Annotated in this window: 14 protein-coding genes; all 14 read left to right on the top strand. The window is 62.2% G+C overall.

Annotated features, from left to right (window positions below; translation table 11 throughout):
* A partial coding sequence (locus tag DYI24_RS01170; RefSeq protein ID WP_205523316.1) for a phage tail length tape measure family protein occupies positions 1 to 3,061 on the top strand: 3,061 nt, incomplete at its 5' end.
* A 3-nt stretch (positions 3,062 to 3,064) separates the two neighbouring features.
* Entirely contained in the window at positions 3,065 to 3,436 is a 372-nt protein-coding gene (locus tag DYI24_RS01165) for a hypothetical protein (protein ID WP_164570939.1), read from the top strand.
* Positions 3,436 to 3,960, top strand: coding sequence for a DUF1833 family protein (locus DYI24_RS01160; protein WP_246701117.1), 525 nt, complete (start codon positions 3,436 to 3,438; stop codon positions 3,958 to 3,960). Before DYI24_RS01165 ends, DYI24_RS01160 begins: the two co-directional genes overlap by 1 nt.
* The gene (locus DYI24_RS01155; protein ID WP_164570937.1) at positions 3,957 to 4,382 is read left to right on the top strand and encodes a hypothetical protein; all 426 of its coding nucleotides are present in this window, start codon (positions 3,957 to 3,959) and stop codon (positions 4,380 to 4,382) included. Before DYI24_RS01160 ends, DYI24_RS01155 begins: the two co-directional genes overlap by 4 nt.
* Complete coding sequence (locus DYI24_RS01150; RefSeq protein WP_164570936.1) at positions 4,375 to 4,596, top strand: hypothetical protein; 222 nt, start codon at positions 4,375 to 4,377, stop codon at positions 4,594 to 4,596. Before DYI24_RS01155 ends, DYI24_RS01150 begins: the two co-directional genes overlap by 8 nt.
* Positions 4,597 to 4,611: 15 nt before the next feature.
* Positions 4,612 to 8,118 (top strand): host specificity factor TipJ family phage tail protein, encoded by a 3,507-nt coding sequence (locus DYI24_RS01145; protein WP_164570935.1) that lies wholly within the window; start codon positions 4,612 to 4,614, stop codon positions 8,116 to 8,118.
* Entirely contained in the window at positions 8,115 to 8,510 is a 396-nt protein-coding gene (locus tag DYI24_RS01140) for a hypothetical protein (protein WP_164570934.1), read from the top strand. Before DYI24_RS01145 ends, DYI24_RS01140 begins: the two co-directional genes overlap by 4 nt.
* Complete coding sequence (locus DYI24_RS01135) at positions 8,507 to 8,938, top strand: hypothetical protein (protein WP_164570933.1); 432 nt, start codon at positions 8,507 to 8,509, stop codon at positions 8,936 to 8,938. The genes DYI24_RS01140 and DYI24_RS01135 overlap by 4 nt, the downstream gene beginning before the upstream one ends.
* A gap of 35 nt (positions 8,939 to 8,973) precedes the next feature.
* On the top strand, positions 8,974 to 9,375 hold the full coding sequence (locus DYI24_RS01130) for a hypothetical protein (RefSeq protein WP_164570932.1): 402 nt from the start codon (positions 8,974 to 8,976) through the stop codon (positions 9,373 to 9,375).
* A 4-nt stretch (positions 9,376 to 9,379) separates the two neighbouring features.
* Complete coding sequence (locus tag DYI24_RS01125) at positions 9,380 to 9,802, top strand: hypothetical protein (RefSeq protein WP_164570931.1); 423 nt, start codon at positions 9,380 to 9,382, stop codon at positions 9,800 to 9,802.
* Positions 9,757 to 10,146 carry a hypothetical protein gene (locus DYI24_RS01120; RefSeq protein WP_164570930.1) on the top strand — a complete coding sequence of 130 codons (390 nt, stop codon included), beginning with the start codon at positions 9,757 to 9,759 and terminating at the stop codon, positions 10,144 to 10,146. The genes DYI24_RS01125 and DYI24_RS01120 overlap by 46 nt, the downstream gene beginning before the upstream one ends.
* A complete protein-coding gene (locus DYI24_RS01115; protein ID WP_164570929.1) occupies positions 10,139 to 11,104 on the top strand; it encodes a hypothetical protein in 966 nt (321 codons plus the stop codon). Before DYI24_RS01120 ends, DYI24_RS01115 begins: the two co-directional genes overlap by 8 nt.
* A gap of 15 nt (positions 11,105 to 11,119) precedes the next feature.
* Entirely contained in the window at positions 11,120 to 11,563 is a 444-nt protein-coding gene (locus DYI24_RS01110; protein ID WP_164570928.1) for a hypothetical protein, read from the top strand.
* On the top strand, positions 11,560 to 11,901 hold the full coding sequence (locus DYI24_RS01105; RefSeq protein ID WP_164570927.1) for a hypothetical protein: 342 nt from the start codon (positions 11,560 to 11,562) through the stop codon (positions 11,899 to 11,901). The genes DYI24_RS01110 and DYI24_RS01105 overlap by 4 nt, the downstream gene beginning before the upstream one ends.
* The last annotated feature ends 21 nt before the right edge of the window (positions 11,902 to 11,922 follow it).

Genomic DNA, 11,922 nt, shown 5'->3' with positions numbered 1-11,922 from the left:
GCAAGCTGGCGCGAACTTTCAGGGAAGCCGGACGGAGGCTCTTGGGGGCGGGGGGCCGTCGGCGGTCTCCCAGGGGGCGACCTATTCGGCGCTCGCCGAGCAGGTGCGGCGCCTCGATGAGATCGAGCAGGCACGGGCGGAGCACAACGCCCAGCAGTTCCAGGCGAATATCAATCTCGCGGCGGGGATCGGCGCGACGGCGAAGTCTGCTCAGGCTTCCGCTGCAGTGTTCATGGAAGCCGCTCAAGCCGAGGAAGCTGCCGCCAAGAAGGCTGCGGACTTGCGCGCGCAGATCAATCCGCTCGAGGCGGAGATGACCCGCCTCGGCAAGCAGATGGCCGAGTACAAGCAGCTGCTCAACGCCGGCGTCATTTCGTCTGGTGAATACGAGCAGGCACAGGCGTTCGCAGCGAAGCGGTTGTCTGACTTCGACATGAACATGCGCCGTGCCGCGATCGGTGGGCGCGTTCTGTCGGGCGAACTCGCCAACCTCGGTTACCAGGTCAACGACGTCATCACCGGCCTGATGCTCGGACAGCCGGTATTCATGATCGCCGCCCAGCAAGGTGGCCAGATCTACCAGATCTTCAGCCGATCCCGCGCGAGCGCCGGCGAGATGGCGGCGGCGTTCATCTCGTCAACTGCTGCAATGGTGACACCGGCTCGTGTTGCCTACACCGCAATCGGCGGCAGCATTGCCTTCGCGACGGCGGCGCTGATCTCGTTCGAAGAGAAGCAAACCGAGGTCCAGCGGAAGCTTTCTGGTATGGGGCGGGCGTCCGGCGCGTCGGTCAACCAGATCGACGCGATCGCGGCCAATGACAACAGCGGGTTTTCGACCAACGAAGCCCGCAACCTCGCCGCGGAGCTGGCATCGACCGGAAAGGTGGGTGTCGCGGCGATCGCGCCAATCGTTGCGCTGGGCCATGACTTCGCGAAGACCTTCGGCGTCGATGCGGCTGAAGCGACCAAGATGCTTGCCGATGCGTTCTCCGACCCGGTTCGCGGCGCGGACGAGCTCAACAAGCGGCTCGGGTTCCTCGACGCCAACACCAAGTTGCTGATCGACTCGCTCGTCACCCAGGGCAACCGGCAAGAAGCGGTGAGGGTGCTGACCGATCGGCTGCGCGAAAGCGTGGCGAAATCGGCGGATGTGACCGGCTTCTGGTCGCGTGCATGGGAGTCGGTCACTCACACGGTAAGCGATTTCTTCGATCAGGTTGGCCGCGGCGCCGACCGAGTGTTCGCCGGCGGCGCCGACATCAACGAGAAGATCGAAGGCCTCACGTTGAGGCTGCTGGAACTGCAGAAGGCGAAACTGACCGGAGGTCTGTTCGACGCAATCCTGAACAACGTCTGGCCCTCTCAACTTGACGAGGAGATCGCGAAGGTCACTCAGCAGCTGGAGGAGCTGCGCAAGAAGCGCTTGGCCATCGATACAGCGGCGACACCGGAGACCGCGAACAAGCAACGTGGGCTGGAGATTGATGCGGTCGCACGGGCAATGCTGCCGGCGATCGAGCAGACCAGGAAGCTCGAGGATCAGACCAAGGCCCTCAATCAGGCGTTCTCCGATCCCGCGATCGGAAGGTGGGTCAGCGTCGCCGGCACCGACCTCGTGACGGCTCTTGAGCGGTCGCGCGCCGCCGCCGAGGCGATGCGTGGCGCCGATCCGGTCCGCAACCAGATCGCCGACGCCGAGGCGCAGATCAGAGCTCTCGACGCCCGCGCGCCGGCCGAACGGGCGCGGCAAGCCCGTGAGGCGGAGGCGCGGCGGCAGCAGCTCGACCCGAACGCCGGCACGGCCGCCGAGCGCCTTCTGAAGCAGGACCAGGCGGCTCGTCTCGCCGCCGGCGGGCAGACTGCGCTCGACAACGTCGAGCGGCAACGGATCTCGACCCTCGGCGGCATGGCCTCGGTCCAGGACGTCGTCCGCAGCAAAATGCTCGAGCTCGACAATGCCGCGCGTGACGGTGTCAGCATCACGCGCGAGCAGCGCGCCGCCATTCTCGACCTGACGCGCGAGCAGGCGCTCGGCATCACGGCCATGAAGCAGCAGGCCGACGCGACGCGCATCCAGGCCGAGACGCTGGGCATGTCAGCTGGAAAGGCGGCGGAGTACAGCGCCATCCAGACCCGGTTGGCAGAGGCGATGCGCAATCGCCAGGTGCTGACCGAGCAGGACATCGAGCAGATTAAGCGACAGGCGGCCGCGCTCGGCGAGGTCGTGCAAGCCGCGGAGCGGGCGCGGATCCTGCAGGACATTCGGTTCGGCGCGCAGACAGCGCTGCTATCGCCAGAAGATGTCCAGATCGCCCAGCAGTTGAAGGGGTTGTATCCGGATGTCGCGACGGCTCTCAGCAGCGTCGAGGCATCTGCGCTGCGCACCAACAATGCCTTCAGCAGCGTCTCCTCGACGATGTCCAGCGGCCTGACCACGGGCCTCGTCGACATTGTTGACGGCACCAAGTCGATCGCGCAGGGCGCCGGCGACATGAGCAAGATGTTCATCCGCGCGATCGATGAGATGATCGTCAAGATCATGATCGTCGCTCCGTTGATGAAGGGCTTGCAGGCCGGCTTCAGCATGCTCGGTATCGGCGGCACCGGGTCGATGAACGTCCTGCCGAGCGCGACCGGCAACGTCTTCGGCGACAACGTGATCCCGTTCCGGAATGGCGGCGCTTTCACGAACTCGGTTGTGAGCGCTCCAACGTTGTTCAAATTCGCGAACGGCGGAGCGATGTCGCTCGGCCTCATGGGTGAGGCCGGGCCCGAGGCGGTGATGCCGCTTCGGCGCGGCTCTGACGGGAGGCTCGGCGTCGAGATGGCAGGGGCGCCCCGCGCCGCGAACAACAACTTCAGCGCGGCCCCCCGCGTCACCGTGATCAACAATCTCGGGGTCCAAAGCGAAACGAAGACCGCCGTCGGCGCAAACGGCGACATGACCGTGACGCTGAACAAGATGATGGACAATGCGGTGGCGAGCTCGATGGCGAACGGCAGTGGTCAGCGCGTGCTGAGCAGCCAGTACGGCGTGAAGCCGTTCATGGGATCGTAAACGATGGCAATCCCGGATTGGCCGGCGGTCAATTATCGGCCCGAGCGCCCGTCGTTCCAGCCGATCAAGATGGCGCTGCCTCCTCTAACTACTGAGTTCGAGCAAGGGAACGAGCGGCAGCGGCCGCGGCCGGGCGATAACGTCGGGACCGTTGGACAGACGATCTGGATGACCTTGGCGGAAGCTGAAGTGTTCAAGTCGTGGGTGAAGAACACGCTCAATCTCGGGACCGGGCGATTTCGAGCGAAGGTGTGGTTGGGCACCTCCTACGAGGAGAAGGTCTGCCAATTCACGCGTGACGGAAAGCCGGCATACGCACCGGTGTCGCGATCGCGAGTAGCTGTTTCCATGACACTACGTGTGTACGGGGTCTAATGCCGAGCTATAGCGAAGCTTGGTTGGAGGCCGTGGCATCATGTCCGCCGTCTGAGCGGACATACGACACGGTCCAGCTCGACCATCCATCATTCGGCGAGCCAGCATACATCGTGGCGAATGTCGCCGACGATATGCAGTTCGGTATCGAGCCAGGCGCGGCAATCAATGCCGGCCAAATGGTGACTTTCATCGCGTGCCCGTTCAAGGCGCCTTGGCCTGAACAGCGCGAGGGGCAGCCGCCTGTCGCAAAGGTCGAAATCGATAACGTTGCGCGTGAACTGGTTCCGAAGGTGCGGGCTGCGCTCGGGTATCGTTCGTACATCACCGTGACCCATCGACAGTATCTCGAGTCGGATCGAGGCGAGCCGGCCTACGGGCCGATTTCGTTCATCCTGTCCAATGTGACGCTGATCGGGACGAAGCTGTCTGGCGAGGTTCGGGTCAAGAATCTGCAGAACAAGCGGTTTCCGAAGCTCGACAAGAACTATAGCTACACCGACTTCCCGAGCCTTCTGCCATGAAGCGACGCGCGGAGTTTCTCAATCGAGTGATCGGCGAGGCCTGGGACTGGCGGTCTCACAACTGCTGGACGTTCACGCGGCTGGTGCAGCACGAGCTGTTCGGCCGCGAGCTTCCCGATGTCGTCGTCCCGACGGACTATCAAGATCTCTGGGTGCGCAGGGAATTCGCACGGCATCCTGAACGAGCGTACTGGTCGGAGATTAAGGCGCCGAACGGAATCGTAACCGCCGGTGACGGCGCGCTGGTGTTGATGGCCAAGCAGCGTTTCCCAGGTCACATCGGCACGTGGCTGAAGCCTGAGCAACGCGTCATCCATTGCGGAAAATTTGGCGTCGTATGCGAGCCGGTGCTGGCGCTCCGACAAAGCGGCTACTTCAACCTGTCGTTCTTCGAGCACGTAGGAGAATTCACCAATGGCTGAAGCCGCGTTCGCACCGGCCTGCTTCATCGCCAACACATCCCTGACCGTCGTAGGTTTGGTACCGAGTGTCTATGGACCGTTCGCGTCGCTCGAACTCGCGATCGCAGCTGCGGAGAAGATCGTTATCCCTGGCACCTATGTGATCTATGGCGGTGCCGCTGCTGCGCACCAGGTAGTCATCACCGCGCCGACTGTCACGTCCAAGGCGCTGTAAGGCCCTTCATTCGTCATGTCGCACTCTCTCCCGCAACTGCCTCCGGCGCTGCCGGCGGCCGAGCGCAGCCGCGCGCGTCGCAACCGGGCCTCCGGTGCACGCCGGCCGGTTCTGCATGTTGTGATGCCAGGCGTCGAGGTGGCGCGGGCGGTTCCGCGGCCGCGCGAGAGCATCTCAGCGTTCCTGCGCCGGACCGGCTGGGCCGCTCACGATCGCACTCATGGCTGGCGCTTTCGGAAGGGGCTTCCGACAATTTGCGAGGTCAACGGCGCGCCGCTGCTGCGCCGCCACTGGCGGCGTCACCGGATCGCCGCGCGCGATCAGGTGCGGTTTGTGTCCGCGCCGCTGCAGGGTGGACAGGGTCAAGGCGGAAGCACCGTCAAACAGGTGATCGGTCTGGTCGCGCTGGTGGCAGTCGCCGCCTTCGCTGCATGGGCGGGACCGGCGCTCGCGGCCGGGTTCGGGCTGACGGGCACTGCTGCAACATTGGTCGGAGGTCTTGCCACCGGTGTGATCGGCATCGGCGGCGCGCTGCTCGTGAATTCGTTGGTCGCACCGAAGGCAGGCGCCACCAACTCGCCGAGCGCGACACAGGATCAGATCTATTCGGTACTCGCTCAGGGGAATGCGGCGCGGCTGGGACAGCCGTTGCCGGTCTGGTACGGCCGGTTGAAGGCGTTCCCCGACTTTGCCGCGACACCGTGGGGTGAGTTCGTCGGCAATGATCAGTACCTGAACGTGCTGCTGTCGGTCTCGATGGGATCGATGTCGTATGAGGCGCTTTACGTCGACGACACCCTGCTGTGGACCGCGGCCAATGGCCTCGTATCGTCCTTCGCCGGCACCGAGATCGCGTTCTATGAGCCGGGCCAGAGAATCTCTCTCTTCGCGGCGAACGTGCACTCCTCGAGCGAGGTGAGCGGGCAGCAGCTCCCTGACGGAAGCGGGACCAAGGGCGGACAGTACATCTCTGCGAACTCGCCGACGTCAGGTGAGTGGGTCGGCGGCTACGTCGCAAACCCGTCGGGAACCAAGGCGCAGGCCATTGCGGTCGACTGGGTCCTTCCGGGAGGTTGTTACACCGTCAACGCCGAGGACGGCGGTATCGGAAATGCAATCGTCTCGCTGTCGATCGAATACGCGCCTTGCAATGATGCTGGCGCGCAGATCGGGGCCTTCACCCCGCTTGCGTTTGTCGAGAAGGTCTACGCCTCTCAGAGCCCGATCCGTGACAGCGTCAAGGTCGACGTCGGGCAGGGGCGCTACTTGGTACGGGTGCGCCGGAATGACGCCGCACTGAGCGGCAAGGACGGCTCCAATTCCGTGATGTGGGCAGGTCTGCGCGCGTTCCTGGTCGGGGATAGCTCTTTCCCGGATGTCTCCACGGTGGCGATCAGAATCCCGGCGAACAAGACCACGCAGGGCTCATACCGGTTTGGAGTGCTCGCGACACGAAGGCTCCCCGTCTGGAATGGAGCCACGTTTGTCACTCAGCCGACGCGAAATCCGGCTTGGGCAACGCTGGATATGGCGGTCAACAGTGTCTATGGCGCCGAGCTCGCCGACTCGAAGATCGACTACAACGCGATCATCGCTCACGCAGCAGGATGTGACGCAAGAGGCGACACCTTCGACTATCGGTTCACGACTGCCGTGCCGGTGCCGGAGGCCTTCGACAAGGCCCTGACGCCGTCGCGCGCTCGACATTTCTGGCTGGGCGACACGGTCAGCGTCGTCAGAGACGAGTGGCGGGATGTACCCACGATGCTCCTAACGGATCGCGAAATCGTCCGCGATTCGATGCAGGTGTCGTTCCAGATGCTCGGCGACGAGGACCCGGACGCCGTAATCATCGAGTATATCGACGAGGGCACCTGGCTTCCCGCTCAGGTGCAGTACCCGCCGAACAGTGAATTGTTCATCGCTACTCGTGCCGAGACGCGCCGAATTGACGGCGTCGTCAATCGCGCCCAGGCCTATCGCGAGTGCGCTTTCTACTATCGGCAGTCGATCTATCGACGCGAGAATCTTCAGATCGGTACCGAGTATGAGGGCCGAGCCATCACGTTCGGCTCGGTCGTGCGCGTGCAGTCGGACCTTCCTCTTGGGTACGGCTACAGCGGTGCCGTCGTGGAGCGAAGCGGAAATATCCTAACTCTTGAGCCCGCGCCGTCGTGGTCGGACACTGGAAATCACTACATCAGACTTCGTCGCCCGAACGGAAAGCTCTTCGGCCCAATTCGCGTGGTGCAATCCGCCAGCGCTGCCGAGGTGGTTCTTGATAGCGCTGGTCTTGCATCTGCAGAGGCGGCGCAGTCAACCACCCTTGCCGAGGTCCTGCTGCGAGAGGATGGCGGTGAATGGCCCACCTTCGAATTTGGGACCGCCGACGATCAATCCCGTCTTTGCGTGGTTCTCGGTGGCGTTCCTGATGGAGACCACTGCACGCTGAGCCTCGTCGTTGATGATGAGCGCGTGCATGCATCCGAGGATGTGGGGATTCCACCAGTCCTGCCGGTTGGCCAATTCCCAAGCAACCCGACGCTTCCACTTATCGTTGGCCTCAATGCGAGATTCACTCAAGGTGTTGCCGAGCCAAAGCTGACCGCAAGTTGGTTCCCTACCGCCGGCGCGCTCTATTACATCGCGGACGTCAGCTACGATGGAGGCAGCCACTGGCAGCAGGTGTACGAGGGGCAGGACAATCAGTTTGAATCGGTCGTAACGCTCGCCGCGCTCAGGCTTCGCGTTCAAGCTGTCAGTGCCGGCGCGCGAGGGCCGTATTCTATCGTCGAGCTCCAGGCGCCTACGATCAAGATCGCCAACAATGCGGTAGCGCTCGACTCCCTGATTGCTGGACTCCGAGATCTAGTCACCAGCGGACTAGACGAAATTAAATCCACAAAGGATGAGATTGATCAGCTCGTTGCGTCTCTCGTATCGAACGACATGGCGCGCAATTGGCTGGATAAAAAGCAGACGCGAGCCGAGCTGTCAGCGCAAGCTGGGGGCACGAAAGCAGCCATCGCTGAGGTGAGGGCTGTCGCCGTTGATACACAGGAAGCTCTGGCTGCATACAAGGTAACGGTGACGACGACTTTCAACAACGTGTCGTCGACAATCGAACAAGAATCCCTTGCGCGTTCGCAGGCAGACCAGGCTCTTGCCGGGCAGATCACCACGGTCTCGACTCAGGTAGGCGCCAACAGCGCGTCGATATCTACCGTCCAATCCAGCGTCGACGGCATCAAGGTGCAGTATGGCGTGATCGGAACCATCAACGGATCCACCGGCGGGTTCACGCTGGAGGGGATTGGTAAGCTCGACGGAACGGCCTCGTGGACGATCAATATCAGGGGCGACGTCATCGCCGACGGGTCGATCACTGCGCCGAAGATGTCGGTCGGAGCATTGTCCGCGATTACGGTGAACGCTGGCGACATTACGGCTGGAACGCTACGGTCGACTAATAACAAGATGAGAATCTTACTTGATCAAACTCGCATTGAGTTCTGGCGATGAGCGAGCGCAGCGCAGTCATCAGTCTGTTCCCGGACGGCAGCATGCGGCTACGGGTGTCGCTGCCGGGATTCGACGCCTACACTGGACCCGATAACGGGATGTCGTTCGACTCGGCTTGGGCAGACATCCTGAAGGTGCACCAGATCGGCCCGGCGACGATCGCAACATTCCCGTCGACCCTCTACACAACGGTGCCATTTCCGGAGCTTGGCTACACGCCGTTTATCGAGATCCGCCGCCGCGTCGGCAACATCATCTACGACGATTACGTCACCGACAATCGCTACGGCTTCGGCGCCGCGATGTATAGCAATCGCTTTACGGTCCAGGGCGAAGCCTCCGAGATGGACATCCTCTACGTCGTCTACAAGATCCCGGTGCCGTCGCCATGACCGAGCGCGGGATTGTCATGGGGTTTCGCGGTTCCGGCGATTGCGGGTTGTTCGTCGCGCCGTTGGGGGTCGACGCCTACGTCGCAAGCGACGATCAACTCACGCTCAACGTGTCGAGCAAGGTGTCGCAACTGATCCTCTCGGGATGGGTGTACGAGCCGTCGATCGTGGCGATGGGGCTAACACGCTCACCTTATGTCTTCATCACCAGCCGAGAAACTGTGTCGGATATTGTCGGACTCAGCGGATGGAACGGCGTGATCCGCCCATCACCGTCGGGGCTTAAGACGGGCACCGAGCAGGGCGGAGGCATCACGTTCATCACCTATCCACCTTCCTACGCGGCCATCAACGGAAACGGAGCAACGATGACGATCCAGACCACGCGAGCCACCTTCTATTCGGTCTACAACAAGCCGTTCACATGACGCTCGGAGTAGTATTTCAGGGCGGCGGAACGCCGTTGCGTATCGCGGCCGCAGGCCAAAATGCGGACGGCGCCGACGTGTTCGATCTGTTGTTTAACGGCGACAAGGAGCCGCTACGGTTTGCTGGGGCCGGGTATGTCGAGGTTCCGTCGCTGACCAACTACAACTGGTCGCCGGCCTGGGCTGAAAAATCGACGGCATCGATCGCTGTGCCGGCCGGCACCTATCCGATCTTTATGGTAGCCGGCAAGGAATCGGTCCCGAGCGGCTCATCTCGCCTTTTGCGGACACCGTATCATAACTCCAACGGCTATGGATTCGGGGCGATCATCACCAGCGCTTACGAGCTTTGGGGTCTGAATTTCGTCCACGACGCTGGTGCAGCGCGCTATCTCAATGCAGTTATCAACTACGCGATCCTGAAGAACTACGGGTGACCTAATGCTGTACGTGGTCCACAACGAGCAAGGCCGCATCACTCAGGCCAACAAGATCTTCGCTCCGGCTCCGGGCTACGAGGGGCAGCTCCGCGATCTCGGCTACTCGTTCGTGCAGGACGAGAAACGCATGATCGTGCCGGGCGAAGAGTTCTGGGTGCACAAGGACAAGCTCCGTAAGCGCCCGGATCTGTCGGTGCTGGCGCCGCGGCGCCGGATCAAGGCCGGCGGCGCCGAACGCGCGGTTCTGCACGGCGTCCCGAAGGCCGCCTTGGTAACGCTGACGATGGATGGTGTGCAACTCTATCAGGGGACACCCGGCGAAACCTTGTGCGAGTTCGCCCTCCCGGTCCCGGGGCTCTATCGCTTCGCGGTCGATCTGTGGCCGGCACGGTTGTTCGTCGTCGAAATCGAGGCGGTGGCGTGATGGCGTTCGTTCTCGACATCGACCCGATGCCGGCGCTGCGCGAGGACGCCAAGGCCAAGGTGACGCGGTTCTTCAACCGGGAGGCCGCGGCGATGACACATCAGGATGCTGCTTACGCGGCAAAGCGAGCCGCCGCAGCGCGCATGCAGGTAGGCGAGGCATCTGAACAGCTCGTCGCGGAGGCGGCGCTGCGCGGCATCTCCGCCGAGGATCTCGCGCGCGAGATTCTATCCAAGCCAGACACCGTGGCGGAGCGCGAGCATCGCCGCCAGACCGTCCTGGCCGCGATCCGATCGGCGGCGACCCCGCAGCAGCTCAAGCAAGTGATGGCGATCTATGGCTGAATTCCCGAGCTATTCGACGGGGACCGTCTCCGTCGTGTCTGGCAGCACGTCCGTAGTCGGAAGCGGCACGATCTGGTCGGGAGTGAACGCGCGAGCAGGTGACTTGTTCGTAGCAGACAAGTTTGCGGCGCTGGTGACAGATGTCGTCGACGCCGAACACCTGAAGATCACGTCGTGGGGTGGTCAGGATCTGACCGGGAGCTCATACGCGATCTACAAATGGTCACCGTTGCGGTTCGCCGGTGGACAGGCCATGGCCGATGTCTCTAGGCTTCTTGCGCTGCTGAACGAGGCCGGTCCGTACTACATCATTGGTGACGATGTGACGGAACCAGATCCGTCGATCGGCGAGGATGGCCAGTTAGCAAGACAGCCAAGCACCGGCAAAGAGTGGTTGAAGAGGGACGGCGCCTGGGAGTTTCAAGGTATTTACGGGAACATCTCGTGGGAAGAGGTGTGGTCCGCTTCCAAGGAATACGGAATCCGGACCGTCATCCCGCACAACGGCAAGCTCTGGATTTCGAAACGAGCAAACAAGAATGTCGAGCCTGGCACTAGTTCTGAAGACTGGGGCGTCTTCTACCCGTTTCCTACCGAATCGAGCTTGACGATAACGTTCGACAGCGATGGGCGAGAAATCGCCGCAGGGTCGACTTTTGATTTGCCAGTTGGCGTGACGAGCGTGATTCGAAGGCTGCGTCTGCGCGCCGACGGTGTCGGTTCGGCAACAATCGACATTCGCCGAAGAGCATTCGCTGATGGCGTGCCGACAGTTGACGATAGCATCTGCGGATCAGCGAAGCCGCACCTCACTGCTGCCAGGGACTATGAGGACGCCACGCTGGCGGGATGGTCTCCGACCATCGGCGACGATGATGCACTGAGGTTCGTCGTGGAGTCCTGCTCGGGTATCACCCGCCTTACACTCACCCTCTACACCGACAGAGTATTTAGCTAAGAAAGGACCACGTCCGTGGCAGTCGAGTTCGACCACTTCTTCAAAGCAATCGGGCATCAGGGCGCCGGCCGGATCAATCTGGAGACGGACACCTTCAAGGCTGTTCTGACCAACTCGGCGCCGAATCTCGCGACGAACGAGTTTTTGGCCGACATCGCGCAGATTGCGAACGGTAACGGTTACACAACGGGAGGCGTGACGCTCACCTCGATCGTCTGGTCTGATCCATCAGGGGACGGAAAGTGGCGGTTCACTTCGGCGCAGTTCAAGTGGACGGCGTCCGGCGGACCGATCGGCCCATTCCGCTATATCGTGGTCTACTCGGACACCTCTGCAAATGACAAGGTTGTCGGCAGGTTCGACTTCGGGTCCGCGATTATCATCCCCGATAGTTCGGAGTTCGGCATCACGCCAGGCACCGACGGAATCTTCCGCACCGGAAAGGGGACATTGGCATGACCACGTTCGCTGAGGTGTTGGAGCAGATCGAAGGCTTGCCACCCAAAGGTGCAGCGCAACTCGTTCGCTCTGCTCGTGAAAGGTTCAATAAGCGGCGCCTCGATCTCATCGCGAAGGCTGAGGAGCTGACCCGGCAGCTCGCCGAGGTGGAGGGCGGCGAAGAGCCGAACGATCAGGTGGCAGCAAAAATCCGCGAGTTGCGCGAGGAGGTGCACAACGAGCGACAGGTGGTCCACGACGCAGCGTGTGAGCTCAATACGCTCTTGCTGCAGATCGAGGGACAGCCGCAGCCTGCGCCGTCCGTTAAGCCGGAATGGTCGATCCAGGTGGTGAAGTAATATGGCGGTCGGTCGCGTCCC

The organism is Rhodopseudomonas sp. BR0C11, from assembly GCF_010820945.1.
Classification (GTDB): Bacteria; Pseudomonadota; Alphaproteobacteria; order Rhizobiales; family Xanthobacteraceae; genus Rhodopseudomonas; species Rhodopseudomonas palustris_H.
The sequence above is the reverse complement of the archived record's forward strand: the minus strand, read 5'-3'. Positions and strand labels throughout refer to the sequence as shown.